General features: G+C 71.9%; 15 protein-coding genes. 5 read left to right on the top strand and 10 right to left on the bottom strand.

The window, feature by feature from the left end:
- Positions 1–34 precede the first annotated feature (34 nt).
- The gene (locus tag ACFYYW_RS35305; RefSeq protein ID WP_387655402.1) at positions 35–1,468 is read left to right on the top strand and encodes an aldehyde dehydrogenase; all 1,434 of its coding nucleotides are present in this window, start codon (positions 35–37) and stop codon (positions 1,466–1,468) included.
- A 221-nt stretch (positions 1,469–1,689) separates the two neighbouring features.
- Here ACFYYW_RS35305 and ACFYYW_RS35300 read toward each other — a convergent pair whose 3' ends face one another.
- Genes ACFYYW_RS35300 through ACFYYW_RS35275 form a run of 6 tightly spaced genes read right to left on the bottom strand, consistent with a single transcriptional unit; the run spans position 1,690 to position 9,034 of the window.
- Positions 1,690–2,415 carry an alpha/beta hydrolase gene (locus tag ACFYYW_RS35300; RefSeq protein ID WP_387655399.1) on the bottom strand — a complete coding sequence of 242 codons (726 nt, stop codon included), beginning with the start codon at positions 2,413–2,415 and terminating at the stop codon, positions 1,690–1,692.
- A gap of 37 nt (positions 2,416–2,452) precedes the next feature.
- The gene (locus ACFYYW_RS35295; RefSeq protein WP_387655396.1) at positions 2,453–4,876 is read right to left on the bottom strand and encodes a LuxR C-terminal-related transcriptional regulator; all 2,424 of its coding nucleotides are present in this window, start codon (positions 4,874–4,876) and stop codon (positions 2,453–2,455) included.
- 37 nt (positions 4,877–4,913) lie between these two features.
- Positions 4,914–5,342, bottom strand: a complete 429-nt coding sequence (locus ACFYYW_RS35290) for an AMP-binding protein (RefSeq protein ID WP_352323973.1) — start codon at positions 5,340–5,342, stop codon at positions 4,914–4,916.
- Between the two features lie 56 nt (positions 5,343–5,398).
- A complete protein-coding gene (locus ACFYYW_RS35285; protein WP_387655392.1) occupies positions 5,399–7,813 on the bottom strand; it encodes a LuxR C-terminal-related transcriptional regulator in 2,415 nt (804 codons plus the stop codon).
- 52 nt (positions 7,814–7,865) lie between these two features.
- Positions 7,866–8,612: an AMP-binding protein gene (locus tag ACFYYW_RS35280; protein ID WP_387655389.1), complete on the bottom strand. Its 747-nt coding sequence runs from the start codon at positions 8,610–8,612 to the stop codon at positions 7,866–7,868.
- Positions 8,609–9,034: a hypothetical protein gene (locus ACFYYW_RS35275; protein ID WP_387655386.1), complete on the bottom strand. Its 426-nt coding sequence runs from the start codon at positions 9,032–9,034 to the stop codon at positions 8,609–8,611. The genes ACFYYW_RS35280 and ACFYYW_RS35275 overlap by 4 nt, the downstream gene beginning before the upstream one ends.
- A gap of 154 nt (positions 9,035–9,188) precedes the next feature.
- Between ACFYYW_RS35275 and typA the strand changes: the two genes are divergently transcribed.
- Together typA and ACFYYW_RS35265 are read left to right on the top strand one after the other, a co-directional pair.
- Positions 9,189–11,039, top strand: coding sequence for a translational GTPase TypA (gene typA / locus ACFYYW_RS35270; RefSeq protein WP_387655384.1), 1,851 nt, complete (start codon positions 9,189–9,191; stop codon positions 11,037–11,039).
- 332 nt (positions 11,040–11,371) lie between these two features.
- Complete coding sequence (locus ACFYYW_RS35265; protein WP_387655381.1) at positions 11,372–13,777, top strand: hypothetical protein; 2,406 nt, start codon at positions 11,372–11,374, stop codon at positions 13,775–13,777.
- 3 nt (positions 13,778–13,780) lie between these two features.
- On the opposite strand, the gene ACFYYW_RS35260 is transcribed toward ACFYYW_RS35265, so the two are convergent.
- The 3 genes from ACFYYW_RS35260 to ACFYYW_RS35250 all read right to left on the bottom strand — a co-directional run bounded on the left by ACFYYW_RS35260 (position 13,781) and on the right by ACFYYW_RS35250 (position 15,563).
- Positions 13,781–14,431 carry a DUF2461 domain-containing protein gene (locus ACFYYW_RS35260; protein WP_387655378.1) on the bottom strand — a complete coding sequence of 217 codons (651 nt, stop codon included), beginning with the start codon at positions 14,429–14,431 and terminating at the stop codon, positions 13,781–13,783.
- Positions 14,432–14,452: 21 nt separating this feature from the next.
- Positions 14,453–15,145 (bottom strand): polysaccharide deacetylase family protein, encoded by a 693-nt coding sequence (locus ACFYYW_RS35255; protein WP_387655375.1) that lies wholly within the window; start codon positions 15,143–15,145, stop codon positions 14,453–14,455.
- A gap of 112 nt (positions 15,146–15,257) precedes the next feature.
- Entirely contained in the window at positions 15,258–15,563 is a 306-nt protein-coding gene (locus tag ACFYYW_RS35250) for a hypothetical protein (protein WP_352324847.1), read from the bottom strand.
- A 172-nt stretch (positions 15,564–15,735) separates the two neighbouring features.
- Between ACFYYW_RS35250 and ACFYYW_RS35245 the strand changes: the two genes are divergently transcribed.
- Positions 15,736–16,671 (top strand): anti-sigma factor RsbA family regulatory protein, encoded by a 936-nt coding sequence (locus ACFYYW_RS35245; RefSeq protein ID WP_387655371.1) that lies wholly within the window; start codon positions 15,736–15,738, stop codon positions 16,669–16,671.
- Here ACFYYW_RS35245 and ACFYYW_RS35240 read toward each other — a convergent pair.
- Positions 16,668–17,255, bottom strand: a complete 588-nt coding sequence (locus ACFYYW_RS35240) for a sigma-70 family RNA polymerase sigma factor (RefSeq protein ID WP_352324845.1) — start codon at positions 17,253–17,255, stop codon at positions 16,668–16,670. The genes ACFYYW_RS35245 and ACFYYW_RS35240 overlap by 4 nt on opposite strands.
- A gap of 249 nt (positions 17,256–17,504) precedes the next feature.
- Here ACFYYW_RS35240 and ACFYYW_RS35235 point away from each other — a divergent pair, with 249 nt between their 5' ends.
- Entirely contained in the window at positions 17,505–18,578 is a 1,074-nt protein-coding gene (locus ACFYYW_RS35235; protein WP_387655368.1) for a PLP-dependent cysteine synthase family protein, read from the top strand.
- The last annotated feature ends 98 nt before the right edge of the window (positions 18,579–18,676 follow it).

Genomic DNA, 18,676 nt, shown 5'->3' with positions numbered 1-18,676 from the left:
AGCAAGCATTCGGTCAAGCAGGAGGGCTCACGACATGCGCCAGCACGACAAGCTGTTCATCGGGGGCGAATGGGTGACCCCCGCGGGCACCGGCACGATCGACGTCATCTCCCCCCACACCGAGGAGGTCGTGGGCCGCGTCCCCGACGGCGCCGCCGAGGACGTGGAACGCGCGGTGGCCGCCGCCCGCCAGGCGTTCGACCACGGGCCGTGGCCGCGCATGACGTTCGCCGAGCGGGCCGCCGTGATCGAGCGGCTGGCCGCGATCTACAACGAGCGGCAGGGCGAGATGGCCGCCCTGATCACCGAGGAGATGGGCTCGCCGATCACCTTCTCCAACCTCGCGCAGGCGCCGCAGCCGCTCGGCATGCTGCAGTTCTACGCCGGGCTGGGCAAGGAGTTCGCCCAGGAGGAGGAGCGTCCCGGACTGTTCGGGCCGATCACCGTGCGGCGCGAGCCGGTCGGCGTCGTGGCGGCCGTCGTCCCGTGGAACGTGCCCCAGTTCGTGACCATGACCAAGGTCGCGCCCGCGCTGCTGGCCGGGTGCACGATCGTGCTCAAGCCCGCGCCCGAGACGCCGCTGGACGCCTACCTGCTGGCCGAGTGGGCCGCCGAGGCCGGGATCCCGGCGGGCGTGCTCAACGTCGTGCCCGCCGGGCGCGAGGTGAGCGAGCACCTGATCTCCCACCCCGGCGTCGACAAGGTGGCCTTCACCGGCTCCACCGCCGCCGGCCGCCGCATCGCCTCCATCTGCGGCGAGCAGCTCAAGCGGGTCAGCCTGGAGCTCGGCGGCAAGTCCGCCGCGATCATCCTGGACGACGCCGACCTGCAGGCGAGCATGGGCTTCCTGGCCATGGCCACGCTGATGAACAACGGCCAGGCGTGCGTCGCCCAGACCCGCATCCTGGCCTCCCGCAGCCGGTACGACGAGGTCGTGGACGCCGTGGCGAACATGGTCAACTCCCAGCCCGTCGGCGACCCGGCCGACCCGGCGACCGGCATCGGCCCGCTGGTGGCCAAGCGCCAGCAGGAGCGCGTCGAGGGCTACATCAAGATCGGCATGGACGAGGGCGCCAAGGTCGTCGTCGGCGGCCTCGACCGTCCCCGTGACCGCGGCTGGTACGTCGCCCCCACGGTCTTCGCCAACGTCAGCAACGACATGCGCATCGCCCGCGAGGAGATCTTCGGCCCGGTCCTGGCGGTGATCCCGTACGAGGACGAGGCCGACGCCCTGCGCATCGCCAACGACAGCGACTACGGCCTGGCCGGCACGGTCTGGACGGCCGATGCCGAGCGCGGCATGAACGTCGCCCGCCAGGTGCGCACCGGGACCTACGGCGTCAACTGCTTCATGCTGGAGTCGAACGCGCCCTTCGGCGGCTTCAAGGCCAGCGGCATCGGCCGCGAGCTCGGCCCCGAGGGCCTGAACGGCTACCTGGAGTACAAGACGATCGCCCGGCTGGGCTAGCGGCGGCGAAGAGGGGCCCCGCGCGCCGCGGGGCCCCTCTCGCGGGCCGGGGAAAGGCACCCAGCGTGCCCCCGCGACGCTAGGTGCCGGATCCGCCGCCTACAGTCGGCGACTGCCCGGCTACTGAAGTATGTCCCAGGTCACCGCGAAGGCGGTTTCCTTCCCCGAGGACTTTTCTCCCGGCGGATCCTTTCCATCCGTCCTAGATAGACGGGTATTACTCACGAAAGGTTCGAGGAGATCCATTTACCGATACGCCGGATGAGTTCGGGGCTGGCGGCCGACTCCGCGTGCCCGTAGCCCGGCTCGATCCACAGCTCCTTGGGCTCGCGGGCGCCGTCGTAGAGCTGGTGGGCGTGGTCCAGCGGGAAGAAGGCGTCGGCGTCGCCGTGCACGACCAGCAGCGGGGCGGGCGAGACCAGGGCGGCGGCCTCGTGCGGCGGCATCGGGATCGGGTCCCACTGGCCGCTCGCGATCCTGGTGCGCTTGGCCAGCCGGGCGGCGAACCTGCCGAACGGCTGCTCGATGGCCCAGTGGACCTGGCGCATGGGCTTGGTGCCCCGGTAGTACCAGCGCGCCGGGCCGCTGACCGCCGCCACCGCGTCCACGCCCCGGCGCAGCGCCGCGTGCCGGACGGCCACCGCCGCCCCCATGGAGAAGCCCACGACCGCGATCCGCCGGTAGCCGACCACGCGGGCATGCCGTACGGCGGCCTCCACGTCGAGGATCTCCAGGTCGCCGACCGTCGTCTCGCCGCCCGAGCGCCCGTGGCCGCGGAAGTCGAACGCGAGCACGCCGCCGTAGCCGCTGAGCACGTGCGCGATGCGGCGGGCGGTGCGCTCGCGCCAGGATCCGGTGAAGCCGTGCGCCATGACGATCCCGATGTCCCCGGCCGCCGAGGGGGTGTGGGCGGCGTCGATGCGGACACCGTCCTCGGTTCTGAGCATCACCGGGAAATGTGGCGCGAAAGGCATGAATACCAGCTTATTCGTGGTCCGTTTCCAGGCCGTGCCCGGTGGCCCACACCGCGATCTGGGCCCGGGAGGCGAAGCCCAGCTTCTCCATGATGTTGGCGACGTGCCGGGCCACCGTGGCCGGGCTGATCACCAGCTTCAGGGCGATGGCCCGGTTGCTCAGCCCGCCCGTGAGCAGCGCGGCGATCTCCAGCTCCCGGCCGGTCAGCCCGCCCTGCCAGGCCCCCGGCGGCGGCCCGGACGGCCCCGCGGGAACGGCCTGGCCGGCGTCGAGCACGCGCCCGGCGACCTCGTCGGGCGACTGCCGGGCCCCCTTGGCCCACAGCAGCGACACCCGGCCCTCGCCGAGCCCGGCCCTGGCCCGCGTGAGCAACTCCTGCACCGGGCCGGGGACGCCGTACTGGCCGATGGCCTCCCGCAGCGCGGTCGCGGCGGCGGCGGCCAGCACCGCGCCCTCCAGGTCGCCCTGCTCGGCCGCCAGCGCCGACATGGCCGTCAGCGCCCGCACCACGCCCCTGCGCTGGCCGGTGCGGGTGCTCAGCGCCAGGCTGGCGGCCAGGTGCAGCCGGGCGGCCGGATAGTCGTGCATCCGGGCCGCCACCCGGCCCAGCTTGGCCTGGCAGCGGGCCAGCTCGACCCGGTTGCCCATGTCCTCAAGCAGCGGCAGGGCCGAGGTGTGGCAGGTCATGGCGGCCTCCAGGTCGCCCGCCGCCTCGGCCACCGCGCCCAGGTGGGTCAGCGCCCTGGCCAGCGTCCAGTGGTGGCCGGCCTCCCTGGCCAGGGCCAGCGCCTGCTCGCCGCGCCGGCGGGCCTGGCGGAGCTGGCCGCGGAACAGCGCCAGGTTGAGCTGCGCGATGCGGACCGTGGCCAGGTTGAACAGGTCGTCGTGGGCGGTGGCCGCCGCCTCCAGCTCCTCCAGGTAACGCAGCGCCTTCTCGCTCTGGCCGGTGCGGAAGAACACGGCCAGCGCCACGCTGTAGGTGACGCCCAGCCAGTGGGTGTACGGATGCCTCTTCTGCTCCTCCACCCCCTGCACGACCAGCTCCTCGGCGCGGGCCAGCTCGTCGCAGATCTCCAGCCCGTACGCCAGGCCGCCCTTGGCCACCGCGACCACGTCGGAGGGCACCCGGGACAGGTCGAGGGCGAGCAGCCGCTGGTGCCAGCCGACGGTCTCGCCCAGCTCGCCGCGTACGGCCAGGATCGCCAGGGCGGCGCGGGCCAGGCGCAGCCCGAGCACGGGGTCGGGCGACTCCACCGCCCGCTCCACCGCGGCCCGGCAGTCGTCCATCAGCGCGCGGCCCCTGACGAAGTGCGGGACGCGGGCGGACCAGGGCATGCGCGGATCGAGCGTGCCGGCCTGGTAGCAGTGTTCCATCTCCTCGCAGATCACCCGCAGGTGCCGGTCGCGCAGCAGGGTCAGCTCGCCGGCCTCGGCCAGCCGCTCGGCGGCGTACTGCCTGATGGTCTCCAGCAGGCGGTAACGCCCGTCGTGGTGGAGCACCAGCGACTTGTTCACCAGGCCGTTGAGCAGGTCGAGCAGCTCGGCCCTGGGCACGATGCCGCCGTCGGCGCACACCCGTTCGGCCACGGCCAGGTCGAACAGCCCGGCGAACACCGACAACCGGCGCAGCAACACGCGCTCCTTGGGCCGCAGCAGGTCGTGGCTCCACTCGACGGTGGCCAGCAGGGTGCGCTGGCGGGCGGGCGCGGTACGGTCGCCCCTGGTCAGCAGGGTGAACCGGTCGCCGATGCGGTCGGCGATGCGGCCGGGGCTCATCAGGCTCGTACGGGCCGCGGCCAGCTCCAGCGCCAGCGGCAGGCCGTCGAGCGCCCGGCACAGGCGCACGACGTCGTCCATGCTGCCGGTCACCGACCGGGCGCCCGCCGCCAGCGCCCGCTCGACGAACAGCAGCACGGACTCGGCGTCGGGATGGTGGTCGTCGGGCAGCTCCAGCGGCGGCACCCGCCAGACCAGCTCGCCGGGGATGCGCAGCGGCTCCCGGCTGGTGAGCAGGAAACGCAGCTGGGGGCAGTCGGCGATCAGGCCGGCGACCAGCTCGGCGCAGCGGTCGACCAGATGCTCGCAGTTGTCGAGCACGATCAGCGCCCTGGCCTCGCGCAGCCGTACGCGCAGGCCGTCGAGCAGCCGCCCCGGGGCCTCGTCGCGGACGCCGAGCACCCCGGCCATCTCGTTGACGATCAGCGCGGGGTCGGCGAGGCGGGCCAGCTCGACCAGCCAGACGCCGTCGGCGAAGCCCGGCGCGGCCCTGGCCGCCACCCGCAGCGACAGGCGGGTCTTGCCGATGCCGCCGACGCCGCTCAGCGTGACCACGCGTTCGTCGTGGACCAGCGTGCTCAGCTCGGTCAGGTCGCGCCCGCGGCCGACGAAACGGTTGGGCTCTGCGGGCAGGTTGTGCGGAACTGGCGAGGTCATGTCGGCGCCCAGGGTCAGCGGAGGATCACAGGTGCGCTCAGTCTCCACCTCCGGCCGACCGCGTGCGATCACTTTCCGTGGACTGTCCGCGACTGCGCGGATACGGATGCCGCCCGCCCAGCTCGGCCACGCTCATCACGATCCGCACCCGCGACTCCTCGGCCGCCTCCAGCGCCTCCGGCACGTCGGAGATCATCACCCGCGCGCCGCTGGCCCGGATGCGCTCCCCCAGCCCGGCCCGGTCCAGATCGGCGGGCACCGGCCAGACGACGCCGCCCGCCGCCATCACCGCGTCCGCCGCCACCAGCAGGTCGGGCCCCACGGGCAGGCAGACGAGCACCGTGTCGCCCGCGCGCACCCCTCTGCGCCGCAACTGGGCGGTCGCGATCGACGACCGCTCGTCCAGCTGCTTCTCGGTGAGCTCCACGCCCGTGCCGGAGTCCACCATGACGATGTGCTCATCCATGGCGTCCACGGTAGGGAGGGGGTCACGTGCCTACATGGGGCGGAATATGCAGATCCCTATGCAGAAGCGCTGGGGTGCTCGGCGGCCCACACCGCGATCTGCGCGCGCGAGGTGTACCCCAGCTTCTCCATGATGTTGGCGATGTGCCGGGCGACCGTGGCCGGGCTGATCACCAGCTCCTCGGCGATGGCCCGGTTGGACAGGCCGCGGGTCAGCAGGCCGGCGATCTCCAGCTCGCGCACGGTCAGCAGCGAGTGCCTGACCGGCTCGGCCGGCGCGGGCGGCGGCGCCGCGGGCCGCTCCCCCGCCAGCACCTGGCGGGCGGCGGCGTCGGGGCTCATCGCCCGGCCGCGCGACCACAGGGAGGCCGTACGGCCCTCGCCGAGCTTGGCGCGGGCGCGCGAGAGCAGCTCCTCGATCCGGATCGTGGCCGAGTGCTGGCCGATCGACTCGCGCAGCGTGGCCGCGGCGGCGGCGGCCAGCACCGCGCCGTCGAGGTCGCCCTCGTGCTCGGCCAGCACCGACAGGCCGGCCAGGCACCGGGCCACCCCCTGCCGCTGGCCGGTCTGCCGGCTCAGCGCGAGGCTGTCGGCCAGCCGCTCCCTGGCCGCGGCGAACTCGCCCAGCATGGCCGCGACCCGGCCCACCCTGGCCAGGCAGCGCGCCAGGTCGGAATCGCTGCCCAGCTCGCACAACCACGGGACGGCCAGCTCGTAGCGGGACTTGGCGGTCTCCAGGTCGCCGCGGGCCTCGGCCACGGCGCCGAGCTGGGCGGCCATCCTGGCCATGAGCCAGCGGTGGCCGTGCTCGCGCGCCCGCGCCAGGGCCTCGTCGCCCAGCCGCTGGGCCTCGCGCAGCCGGCCCCTGGTCAGCGCCACCGCCGACAGCCCGGCCAGCCCCGCCGCCTGGTTCCAGGCGTCGCCCGACGCGGTGGCCTCGGCCAGCCCCCGCTCGGCGTGGTGCAGCGCCTCGTCGATGCGGCCCATGCGGAGCAGGACCACCACCACGAGGCTGTGCATGACGCAACGGGTGAACACGTTCTCCTCGCCCAGGCCGGCCAGGCTCTCCGTGGCCACCTCCAGCGACCGGCTGAGCTCGTCGCGGGCCTCCAGCCCGTAGGCGAGGTACGCCTTGCCCTGCGCGACCTGCGCGTCGGGCACGGGTTCGAGGTCGAGCGAGAGCAGCCGCTCGATCCAGCCGACGATCTCGGTCAGGTTGCCGGAGATGGGCAGCAGGGCGGTGCTGGCGGCGCACAGGCGCAGGCCCAGCCGCGCGTTGCCGGACTCGGCGGCCCAGTCGAGGGCGGCCCGCTGGTCGTCGAGGAGCTGTTTGCTGGCCGTCAGGCACTCCAGCCGCTCCGGCCAGGGCACGCCGGGCCGGACCATCTCGGTCGTGAAGTGGCGTTCCTGCAGGTCGCACAGGACGGTGAGGTGCCGCTCGCGGACGTCCTCGCGCTCGCCGGCCCGCTCCAGCCGCTTCATCGCGTACCGCTTGATCGTCTCCAGCATGCGGTAGCGCCTGCGTTCCTCGTCGCACAGCACGAGGGACTTGTCGACCAGGCCGCCGAGGAGGTCGACGATCTCGTCCCGGGCGATGGGCCGCTCGGCGCAGACCTGCTCGGCCAGGTCGAGGTCGAAGTCGCGGGCGAAGACCGACAGCCGGCGCAGCAGCACCTGCTCCTTGGCCGACAGCAGGTCGTAGCTCCAGTCGACGGTGGCCAGCAGCGTGCGCTGCCGCGCCGGAGCCGTACGGCCGCCCGTGGTCAGCAGCGAGAAACGGTCGTCGAGCCGGTCGGCGATCTGCCCGGGGCTGAGCAGGCTCGTACGGGCCGCCGCCAGCTCCAGGGCCAGCGGCAGCCCATCGAGCGCCTGGCACAGGCGGACCACGTCGGGCAGGCTGTCGGGGCCGAGCCGGGTGCCGGCGGCGGCGGCCCGGTCCATGAACAGCTGCACCGACTCGGCGTCGGCGTATCCCATCTCGGGCAGGTCGAGCGGCGGCACCCGCCAGATCAGCTCGCTGGCGATGCGCAGCGGCTCCCGGCTGGTGGCCAGGATGCTCAGCCGGGGGCAGCAGGCGACCAGCTCGGCGGCCAGCTCGGCGCACCCGTCGACCAGGTGCTCGCAGTTGTCGAGCAGCAGCAGGCAGCGCAGCTCGCGCAGCCGGGCGGTGACGGTGTCGAGCAGCGGCCGCCCGCTCTCCTCGCGCACCCGCAGCGCCCGGGCGATCTCCTGGACGATCTGCTCAGGACGGCTGACCCGGGCCAGCTCGACCAGCCACACCCCGCCCGGATAGCCGTCCACCAGCCCGGCGGCCACCCGCAGGGCCAGCCGGGTCTTGCCGATGCCGCCGACGCCGCACAACGTGACCACGCGCGTCTCGCCGAACAGCCCGCGCAGGTCGTCGAGGTCGCGTTCGCGGCCCACGAACCTGTTGGGCTCTGCTGGAAGGTTGTGCCGGGGGGCCTCTGGCATGTGTTCACCCTGCGTCGCCGAAGGATCACACTCTTGCACAGTGTCGCACTTTTCACAGGCCAAGCGAGCTGACGATCGCCCTTTCGTCCACAACGCGCAGAATGGGGTTTCCCACCAGCCGCCTGGCGACGTCATAGGGCGCCACGACCATGGTGGCCCTGCGCTCGGCGGCCAGCACCCGGCAGCCGATGACGGTCGGCTCGTTGGCGGCGATCACCACGTGGGCGCCCGACATCAGCGCCAGGTCGAGCACCCGCAGCCCCTTGAGCAGGTCGCCGGCCGCGTTGACGACGACGTCGTCCTTGCCGACCACCAGGCGGGCGGCCAGGTTGCGCAGGTCGGCGGCGAGCTCGTCGTGGTCAAGCACGCGGCCGCCGCCCGGCGCCAGCGCCGCGCCCGCCAGCGGGCCGAACTCCACCGGGCTCGCGTTGAGCAGCCCGGCGAACGGCAGCGCGCCGGGCGAGGGACGGAAGGCGTAGACCCGGTCGGCGGCGGCGCCGCCGGGTTCGCGGGGACCGCGGGTGATCACCATGCGGACCGGGCCGGGGCCGCCCAGCACGGCGACGCCGCCCGCCCAGGCCACCGCGTGGACCGCCACCGCCAGCGACGCGCCGAGCGGCAGGTCGATGAGGACGCGGTCGCCGTAGCCGAGCCCGTCGCGCCGCAGCCCGCCCGCCGCGCGGGTGACCCGCCTGGCGAACTGCGCGTACGACAGCACCTCGCCGGTCCTGACGTCGCTCACCGCCGGCTGGTCGCCCTTGCTCGGTGCCGAGCTCATAACCAGCTCTGTCCACGTCATGACGACAATGTAGGGACCGCGACGGCTCCTGCCATGCACACAAATGTGCAACCTGCTATGTACGTCCCGGCTCGCGCTCGTACAGCTCGGTGAGGGGGGGCGAGCCGGTCGGCGGGCACGTTCAGGCGCAGGCCGGCGCCGGGCTCCGCCGACCAGGAGCCGCCCGCCCAGGCCAGCTGCTCCCAGGCCACCAGCCTGCTGCCCTTGAGGCGGCGCCTGATCAGGGCCTCGACCAGCCAGGGGGCCCGGCCGCCGGGGCCGCGCTCGTACCCGAAGAGCTTGCCGGTGCGGCGCGGCACGACGATGAGGCCGCTGACCCGGAACGCGTTCTGCACGCCCATCAGCAGCGGGCCGTCCTGGCACAGCCGCACGTCGGCGACCCTGCCGACCACCTCGCCGGCCGCCCCCTGCCCGTGATCCATGCGGGAGGGCGGGAATCAGCGGCGCGGGCCGATGCGTTCACCTCTACAGCGCCGCAGACGCCTTGTCCCGCTCTTGTCACGAGAGGGGATCAACTAGACTTGGTGGGTCGCGACTTCGCGCGGCCGCCCCCACGACACAGAGCGAGAAGTCATCATGCCTTTGAACAGCCGCGACGACCTGCGGAACATCGCGATCATCGCGCACGTCGACCATGGCAAGACCACACTGGTCGACGCCATGCTCTGGCAGTCCGGGGCCTTCCGCGCGAACCAGGACGTCGACGACCGGGTCATGGACTCCAACGATTTGGAGCGCGAGAAGGGCATCACCATTCTCGCCAAGAACACCGCCGTCAAGCACGGCGGCATGACCCTGAACATCATCGACACCCCCGGCCACGCCGACTTCGGCGGCGAGGTCGAGCGCGGCCTGTCCATGGTCGACGGTGTGGTGCTGCTGGTCGACGCCTCCGAGGGCCCGCTGCCGCAGACCCGGTTCGTGCTGCGCAAGGCGTTCGCCGCCAAGATGCCGGTCATCCTGTGCATCAACAAGGTCGACCGCCCCGACGCCCGCATCAAGGAGGTCGTCGACGAGGTCTACGAGCTCTTCATGGACCTCGACGCCACCGAGGAGCAGATCGACTTCCCGATCGTCTACGCCTCGGCCAAGGCCGGCCGCGCCTCCATGAACCGTCCCGACGACGGCGGCATGCCCGACTCCGAGGACCTGGAGCCGCTGTTCGACATCATCAAGTCGACGATCCCGGCGCCCACGTACGACCCCAACGCCCCGCTGCAGGCGCACGTCACCAACCTCGACGCCTCCTCCTACCTGGGCCGCATCGCGCTGTGCCGGATCCACCAGGGCGTCATGCGCAAGGGCCAGCAGGTCGCCTGGTGCCGTACCGACGGCACGATCCAGAAGGTGAAGATCACCGAGCTGCTGATGACGGAGGCGCTGGAGCGCAAGCCGGCCGAGGAGGCCGGCCCCGGCGACATCATCGCCATCGCCGGCATCCCCGAGATCATGATCGGCGAGACGCTGGCCGACCCTGAGGACCCGCGCCCGCTGCCGCTGATCACGGTCGACGAGCCGGCGATCTCGATGACGATCGGCACCAACACCTCGCCGCTGGTCGGCAAGGTCAAGGGCTCGAAGGTCACCGCTCGCATGGTCAAGGACCGGCTCGACAAGGAGCTGGTCGGCAACGTGTCGCTGCGCGTGCTGCCCACCGACCGTCCCGACGCCTGGGAGGTGCAGGGCCGCGGTGAGCTGGCGCTGGCCATCCTCGTCGAGCAGATGCGCCGCGAGGGCTACGAGCTGACCGTCGGCAAGCCGCAGGTGGTCACCAAGACCATCGACGGCAAGGTGCACGAGCCGGTCGAGCGCCTGACGGTCGACTGCCCGGAGGAGTACCTCGGCGCGGTCACCCAGCTCCTGGCCGTCCGCAAGGGCCGCATGGAGCACATGACCAACCACGGCACCGGCTGGATCCGCATGGAGTTCGTGGTCCCGGCCCGCGGCCTGATCGGCTTCCGCACCGAGTTCCTGACCGAGACCCGCGGCACCGGCCTGGTCCACCACGTCTTCGACTCCTACGAGCCCTGGTTCGGCGAGCTGCGCACCCGCAACAACGGCTCGCTGGTGGCCGACCGGTCGGGCCCGGTGACCGCGTTCGCCATGCTCAACCTCCAGGAGCGCGGCACGCTGTTCGTCTCGCCGACCACTGAGGTCTACGAGGGCATGATCATCGGTGAGAACTCGCGTTCCGACGACATGGACGTGAACATCACCAAGGAGAAGAAGCTCACGAACATGCGCTCGTCCACGAGCGAGGAGACCGAGAAGGTCATCCCGCCGCGGACGCTCTCGCTGGAGCAGGCGCTGGAGTTCATCCGCGAGGACGAGTGCGTGGAGATCACGCCCGACGCGGTCCGCATCCGCAAGGTCGTGCTCGACGCCGCCGCCCGCGGCCGCGCCGCCGCCCGCGCCAAGCGCGCCTGATTCGTTCTCTCCGCACCACGGCCGCGTGTCACTTTTCCCGGTGACACGCGGCTTTCGTGTCAGCAGGTCCTGTCAACGGACGGCCCGAGCACGCGCGATGGGACGCCTCTCCCGGGTCACGGTGTAAAGAAATGTGGTCATGAGACCATCTGTGATAACACCGTGACCCTATGCCATAGAACATTTCGGCATGCCGGAGAATCATCCCCATTGTGGGAAAGCTCCGGATGGCGATTTCATTCGGGCTGGCTCTGGTGTCGTTCGGGGCGATTGTTTGGTGCACCATCGCAGCCAGACCCGTGACCGGGTCCGACAGGCCCAAGAGCACCGTCGTGACCAACCCCTGGGCGGCCGCCGCCGCCCGCGCCGACCCGGCCGCCGGATGGGCCCGTACGGCCGCCACCGAGGTCTCGGTCGCCCCGGCCCGCGCGGCCGACCTCGGCGCCGTCCCCGAGGGGCGGATCGATCCCCGGCAGCGCCAGGTCAGGATCACCGTCAGGCACCGGCTGGGCCTGCGTCCCGACGACCCGCTGGCCGAGGCGCTGCGCCAGGGCGGCGGCTTCCCCGGCACGCTGCCGCAGGTGACCGACTCCGGGTTCGGCGCGCTCAAGGCGGACGGCCAGAGCCTGGCGCCCACCACCCGGCTCGCGCCGCTCATCGTCTCCTCGCCGGGGCACGTCACGGCCGAGTTCACCGTGACGCTGCTGCGCCAGGTCAAGGTCGACGGGCTGCTCCGGCTCGACTTCACCTCGCCGACCGCGCTCCCGCTGATCGTCGTGGTGCGCACGGTCACCGTCCTGCCCGGCGAGTGGACCGTGCTGCGCGTCGAGGGCATCCAGCCGGAACGGCAGGAGCGCGGCCTGCTGCGCTTCTCCGTCGGCGCCTACCCGGTGAGCCTGACGCTGGCCCCCGGCTCCTACGGCTTCCCCGACGTCGCCGAGGAGGACGACTTCTCCTGGGCCACCGCGCTCGGCGTGCTCACGGCGTGCGCGCTGGCGGTGTTCCTGGTGCGCTCGCTCGGCCGGCGGTGGTGGCAGCGGGTGCCCAACAGGGAGCTGGTCGTCGGCCTGGCCATCGCCGCGCCTGCCCTGCTGATCCCGCTGGTCGCCGCGGAGTGGTCGCCGGTCGGGTACGTGATCCTGTTCGTCGCCGTGCCGGTGATGGCCCTGCGGCACGCCGGACGGGTGCTGCCCACCAGCCCGCCGTGGACCGGCCGCGACCTGCTCACGGTGACCGGGCTCGGCCTGCTGGTCGGGCTCGGCATGCTGAGCTGGTCGTGGCTGCACGGCCAGCTCCCCGGACGCGTGCTGCTGACCGGCGGAGCCGTCGCGGCCCTGGCGGCGGCGGGCGCGGCGGTCGGCTTCAGCGTGGACCTCGGGGTCAGGCCGGTGGTCGTGCGCCTGGCCGCGCTGTGGGCCGGGGCCGCGGTCGGGCTGCTGGCGCTGGCCCTGTGGCTGCGGGCGCTCCTGGACGGCGTGTACCCGCCCGACAGCGTCCGGCTGCTGCTGGCGCTGAGCTGGGCGATGATCCCCGTGGCGGCGGTCACCGTGGCGACCAGGCGGTGGAGCCGGGGCGCGGTGGTGGGCGCGGTCGTGGTGAGCCTGCTGGTGCAGGGCTGGCCCACGGAATGGCTGGACGCGGGGTCGTGGAGCCTGGCCGTGCCGCGGGCGGCCGTCCCGACGATCGGGAGCCTGCCGCTGGACCCGCTGGTCCGCGGGGTGCTCGGGCTGCTGCTGCTCGGGTTCGTGATGCTGGTGCTGCGGCTGTGGCGGCTGGGCTGCCGGCCGGCGGCCATGCGCGACCCGGCCGCCGAGTCGACGATGGTCGTCGTGCTGATGGTGCTCTACATCACGCCCGGCGGCAGCACGACGCTGGCCGACATCGACGTGCCGCTGCCGCTGCTGGCCATCACCTCGATCGTGGCCTGGCTGACCGCGCGCTGGCTGCTGGCCGGGCCGCCCCCGTCCGTCGTGGAGCCGGACACGCAGGAGGAGCACCGGCAGTTCGTCCGCGCGGCCCTGCACCGGCGCCTGCTGCTGCTCGCCGAGCAGGAGCTGTACCGCGCGGGACGGACCAGGCTGGCCGCGGACATGTCGATGGCCGAGTTCGACCAGCGGCGGCAGTCGCTGGAGTCGGCGCTGCGCGAGCACGGCCGCCATCCCGAGACCGCCTTCGCCACGGCGGCCGGCTGCACGCCCTGGCACAACGGCGTGTCGGCGTTCACCGTCAGCCTGCTGCTCAGCCTGCCCTTCGCGCTGGTCTACGGCCGGCCGGAGGGCGCGGACCTGACCAGCTTCCTGTTCGACGGCCGCTACCTGCTCACCCTGCCCGCGTTCGGCTTCCTGTTCGGCTACTTCTACCCGTGCGTCAGGGGCACCCAGCCGATGACCAAAGCGCTGCACCTGGCCGTCGCGGCCCTGCTGACCAGCCTGGCCGGCTACCTGTCGACGCTGGTCGAGCCGGACATCGGCGCCCTGGACAAGGCGCAGGTCGTGGCCATCGTGGTGGGGCAGGTGATGATGGTCTGCGTCGGGCTCGGGCTGTTCTGGGAGTGGCGGATCATGCACCTGGCCGGCGAGCCGTGGGCCAGGGTGCGCAACCTGCGCAGCGTGCGCAGCCTGGCCGCGCCGACCCTGGCCCTGGCGCTGGCCGTGGGCACGACGGCGGCCAGCTCGGCGGCCGGCCAGACGGTCGACCGCATCCTGAAGGGCGACCAGGTCACGACGAGCCAGCGGTGAGGCTCAGCGGCGCGGCAGCTCGCTGCCCCTGACGTGCGCGCACTGCCAGTCGACCAGCGCGGCGAAGTCGCGCCAGGCCCGCTCGACGCGGCCGCGCACCTCGGCCGTGTGCACCCACGGCTCCGGCTCGTGGCGGACGCCCGCGTACAGGGACCTGTGGCGCAGCAGCTCGATGCGCGGGTGGTTCTCGTCGAAGCCGCGCGGCCTGGTCTTCAGCCGGTCGCCGCCGATCGTGTAGCCGGCGTCGGCGAGCCGGGCCGTGATCGACTCCAGCGGCTTGCCGGTGACGTCCTCGTCCACGGCCGCGCGGTAGCGGGCGATCTGGTCGGCGGCCTGGGTGTAGCGGCCGCCGGCGACGTACAGGCCGGCGGCGCTGATCTCGACGTAGTAGCCGATGCCGGGCATCAGGTCGACGAAGGCGCCCTGATGGGTCTTGTACGGCGTCTTGTCCTTGGAGAAGCGCACGTCACGGTAGGGCCGGAAGAGCTGGGCCGGGCCGAACTCGGCGGCCAGCTCGTCGGTGAGCTCCGTCATGGGCCCGCGCACCGCGTCCTCGTAGAGGTGCTTGTGGCGGGTGAAGTAATGCTTGGAGTTGTCCGCCTCCAGGCCCTCGTAGAAGATGAACGCCTCGTCGGGGAAGCCGGTGAAAGCCATGGCCCAAGGGTGCCATGCCGCTCACCGTGCGGTGTACGTGCGGCCCGGCGTGGGCGGGCGGCCGTACAGCTCCGAGATCGTGACGAACGTGTAGCCCTTCCTGGCGAGGGTGTCGATCACCTTCGGCACGGCCTCGACCGTGGTGGGGTGGATGTCGTGCATGAGCACGATCGACCCCGCCTTGGCGGTGTCGGCCCGCCTGACCACGGCGGCGGGCTCGCGGTGCAGCCAGTCGAGGGTGTCGACGTCCCACAGGATCTGGGCCAGGCCCTCGCGGCGGGTCTCGGCGGCGACGGCGTCGTCGGTGCTGCCGTACGGCGGGCGCATCACCCGCATCTTGACCCCGGTCAGCCGGTGGACGAGCTCGTCGGTGTGCCCCAGCTCGTTGCGCACGCCCTCGCGGGACAGGCCGGTCAGCGACGGATGGGACCAGGAGTGGTTGCCGATCTCGTGGCCCTCGTCCACGATGCGGCGGGTGATCCGGCCGCCGCTGTCGGCGGCCACCATCTCCCCCAGCACGAAGAACGTGGCCCTGACGTGGCGCTGGTGCAACAGGTCGAGCAGCTTGCCGGTGTAGGGCCCTGGACCGTCGTCGAAGGTCAGGGCCACACACTTGATCTTTCCGCAGTCGAACCTGCGGCTGCGCGGCCAGTCGGCCTGCTGCGCGATCAGCCGCTTGGCCAGGACCTCAGGACTGACCTGCGGCCGGATCATGGCGGAATGTCGGCGCGGCACCGGCTGGGCGGCGCAGCCCACGAGAACGATCAGGACGAATGGCAAAGCCCAAATGCGCATGTTTTCCCCCGAAACACCGCACGCGGGGGCCTTACGGATAGTCCTGGACCGGTCTCCCCCGTAGTTCCCTGGCCAGGTCGTCCCACCAGAGTGGGATATCCGCGTGCAGCTCCTTGTAGCGGCGCGCCACGCGCATGGCACATCCAACCGGATCCGTACCCAGATGACGACGTTTAACCGGACCTTCCTGCCAACGGTAAAAACCGTCCCTGTAGTGCACGACGAGACCTATCCAGACCGAGATGGTCGCTCCGTCCCCCACCTCGTACGCGCTGGTGACTCCCAGCCCGTGCAGCTCCGCCTGGAGTTTCTCCGCCGCCGCGCGGGCTTCGGTCACACGCCACCCCCTGCCGACGTTTCCGTACACAACAGATGTACCCAGCAACGGGCATCAGCCGTCCAAGACATGGAGTAATCATGAAACTCCGGGGAGTCACGCGCAGGCCGTTCGACGTTATTGGTCGGCTTCCGCCGTTGCGCGGCCGGACCGCCCTTGTTACGTTTCGGCCGTGCGCCGGGAGCGGGCACAGTCGCTGAAGCACGTCGCGGTACCGTACGACTCCGATCGGGCCTTCCTCGACCTCGTCGTGCCGCGCGTGCGAACCGCGCTGGACGAAGACCGGCGCGTGCTGGTCGTCAACCGCCCCGACCGGCTGGCGCTGCTGGCCGAGGCCCTCGACGGCGACGCGCGGCGCATCGACAGCCGCCCGGCCGGCGCCTGGTACGGCCACCCCCACCGGATGCTGGCCGCCTACCACGAGTACACCCGCGGCCGGCCCACCCTGGTCGTCGGGGAGCCCGTCTGGGCGGAGCTGAGCGAGCCGCGGATCCAGGACCTCATCCGCTACGACTCGGTCGTCAACGCCGCCCTGGCCGCGGCCCCGTCCGTCATGATGTGCCTGTACGACCTGCGCGACGCCCCCGAGCCCGTCCGCGAGCTCACCCCGGTCGTCCATCCCCTGGTGCTGGGGGCGGGGGGCGAGGCGGCCAGCGGGCGATTCGTGCAGCCCCACGAGCTGGTGCTCGACGGCGACGACGCGCCGTTCCCCGAGCCGGGCCCCGGGGCCTGCCTGGTGCGGTTCACGGCCCGCGAGCTCAAGCGCCTGCGCCAGACCGTCGGCGACTACGCCAGGACGGCCGGCATGGACCGCAACCTCATCTCCTCGCTGGTGCTCAGCGTCTCGGAGATCGCCGCGAACTGCGTCGAGCACGGCGCCGGGTTCGGCACCATCACGATGTGGGTGGAGGAGCGCGACCTCGTCTGCGAGATCGCCGATCCCGGCGGGGTGCTCGACGACCCCCTGCCGGGCTACATACCGCCGGAGCCCGAGTCCCCGCGGGGGTACGGGCTCTGGATCAGCCGGCAGCTGTGCGACCGGGTGCAGCTGCGCGACGAAGGCGGCGTGTTACGCGTCCGCCTTCGCCTGTCCCTGAACTCTTCCTAGGCCGCGGCGCGGGGGGCGGGAAGGCGCACGGCGCCCTCCTCCCGCGCGTAGTCCTCCAGCATGCCGCGGAGCTGGCGGCGGCCACGGTGCAGACGGGACATCACGGTGCCGATGGGCGTCCCCATGCGCTCGGCGATCTCCTTGTACGCGAACCCCTCGACGTCGGCCAGGTAGACGGCCACGCGGAAGTCCTCGGGCAGGGAGCGCAGGGCGTTCATCACGACGCTGTCGGGCAGCCGGTCGAGCGCCTCGGTCTCGGCCGAGCGCAGGCCTGTCGAGGTGTGGGACTCGGCGGCGTGCAGCTGCCAGTCCTCGATGTCCTCGGCGGCCGACAACTTCGGCGAGCGCTGCTTCTTGCGGTAGTCGTTGATGAAGTTGTTGGTGAGGATGCGGTGCAGCCACGCCTTGAGGTTGGTGCCCTCGCGGAACTGGTGGTAGGACGTGTACGCCTTGGCGACCGTCTCCTGCACCAGGTCCTCGGCGTCGGCGGCGTTACGGGTCAGGCGCATGGCGGAAGCGAACAGCTGCGACGTCACGGGCACGACATCGCGCTCGAACCAGTCCTGGCGCTGCTCATCGGTCATAGTGATCAATTCATTCCCCCTTGCGCTATCCCCCGTTCGGCACAAGCCGCCTGACAGCGTTCCTCATCCTCGCAACTCCCGGGTAAGGGACGCGTTAGGAGAGTCCGCATAGGTCAGAAGGGGTTTGTCGTCCATCTGGCTCGCGGCGTGCGTGGTCACGTCCACGGCCGGACAAGTCTCATTATCATAACACTACCCACCCAATTTCGTAGGAATAGTGGTCAGAGTCACAGGGGATAGCGTATGGACATGGAATCTGTGGACCGTCACGACACGGGGACACGTCGGTGGGTGGCGGAGGCCATCCGCAAGGTGGAGGCCGACGCCAACCGAAGTTGTGACACTCACCTGCACGTCTTTCCGCTTCCCTCGCACTGGGGCGTAAACCTCTACCTGAAAGACGAATCGGTGCACCCGACCGGTTCACTCAAGCACCGGCTCGCGCGGTCCCTGTTCCTGTACGGCCTCGCCAACGGCTGGATCGGCCCGGCCACCACGATCGTGGAGGCGTCCAGCGGCTCGACCGCGGTCAGCGAGGCGTATTTCGCCCGGTTGCTCGGGCTGCCGTTCATCGCGGTCATGCCCGCGTCCACGTCGCCCGAGAAGTGCCACCTCATCGAGTTCTACGGCGGGAAGTGTCACCTCGTGGCCGACCCGGGGGCGATCTATGACGAATCTCACCGGCTGGCCGCCGAGACCGGGGGCCACTTCATGGACCAGTTCACCTACGCCGAACGCGCGACCGACTGGCGTGGCAACAACAACATCGCCGAGTCGATCTATTCCCAGATGTCCATGGAGCCGCATCCCGAGCCCGCCTGGATCGTCGTCGGCGCCGGCACCGGCGGCACGTCGTCCACGATCGGCCGCTACATCCGCTACCGCCGCCACCCCACCCGCCTGGCCGTGGTCGACCCGGAGGGCTCGGCGTTCTACCCCGGCTGGGTCTCCGGCGACCCCACGGTGACGGCCTCGGGGTCGCGGATCGAGGGCATCGGGCGTCCCCGGGTGGAGCCGTCGTTCCTGCCCGGCGTGATCGACCGCATGATCGCCGTCCCCGACGCCCGCTCGATCGCCGCCATGCACTGGACCCGCGAGGTCACCGGCCTGGACGTCGGCGGCTCCACCGGGACGAACATGGCGGCGTGCGTCGAGCTCGTCGGGGAGATGCGCGAAGCGGGCGTCCAGGGCAGCGTCGTCACCCTGATCTGCGACCGCGGCGACCGCTACAAGGGCACCTACGACAACCCGGAGTGGCTGGCCGGCCAGGGGCTCGACCTCGAACCCCACCTGGCCGGCCTGCGGGCGTTCCTGCCGCGCTGAGCGCCCTAGTGAGCCGGTTTTGAGATTCGGTCGCAGTAGTGGCAGATGCGGTCGAGGATCTGGTCCGCAGTCTTGGTCCATCGAAACGGCTTGGCGTT

The organism is Nonomuraea sp. NPDC001831 (assembly GCF_042892035.1).
Taxonomy (GTDB): domain Bacteria; phylum Actinomycetota; class Actinomycetes; order Streptosporangiales; family Streptosporangiaceae; genus Nonomuraea.
This window is presented reverse-complemented; position numbering and strand designations above follow the sequence as displayed.

Excerpts from the sequence above, each read along its gene's own strand:
- ACFYYW_RS35305 (WP_387655402.1), top strand. The coding sequence starts at position 35 with ATGCGCCAGCACGACAAGCTGTTCATCGGGGGCGAATGGGTGACCCCC.
- ACFYYW_RS35300 (WP_387655399.1), bottom strand. The coding sequence starts at position 2,415 with ATGCTCAGAACCGAGGACGGTGTCCGCATCGACGCCGCCCACACCCCC.
- ACFYYW_RS35295 (WP_387655396.1), bottom strand. The coding sequence starts at position 4,876 with ATGACCTCGCCAGTTCCGCACAACCTGCCCGCAGAGCCCAACCGTTTC.
- ACFYYW_RS35290 (WP_352323973.1), bottom strand. The coding sequence starts at position 5,342 with ATGGATGAGCACATCGTCATGGTGGACTCCGGCACGGGCGTGGAGCTC.
- ACFYYW_RS35285 (WP_387655392.1), bottom strand. The coding sequence starts at position 7,813 with ATGCCAGAGGCCCCCCGGCACAACCTTCCAGCAGAGCCCAACAGGTTC.
- ACFYYW_RS35280 (WP_387655389.1), bottom strand. The coding sequence starts at position 8,612 with ATGACGTGGACAGAGCTGGTTATGAGCTCGGCACCGAGCAAGGGCGAC.
- ACFYYW_RS35275 (WP_387655386.1), bottom strand. The coding sequence starts at position 9,034 with ATGGATCACGGGCAGGGGGCGGCCGGCGAGGTGGTCGGCAGGGTCGCC.
- typA (WP_387655384.1), top strand. The coding sequence starts at position 9,189 with ATGCCTTTGAACAGCCGCGACGACCTGCGGAACATCGCGATCATCGCG.
- ACFYYW_RS35260 (WP_387655378.1), bottom strand. The coding sequence starts at position 14,431 with ATGGCTTTCACCGGCTTCCCCGACGAGGCGTTCATCTTCTACGAGGGC.
- ACFYYW_RS35255 (WP_387655375.1), bottom strand. The coding sequence starts at position 15,145 with ATGATCCGGCCGCAGGTCAGTCCTGAGGTCCTGGCCAAGCGGCTGATC.
- ACFYYW_RS35240 (WP_352324845.1), bottom strand. The coding sequence starts at position 17,255 with ATGACCGATGAGCAGCGCCAGGACTGGTTCGAGCGCGATGTCGTGCCC.
- ACFYYW_RS35235 (WP_387655368.1), top strand. The coding sequence starts at position 17,505 with ATGGAATCTGTGGACCGTCACGACACGGGGACACGTCGGTGGGTGGCG.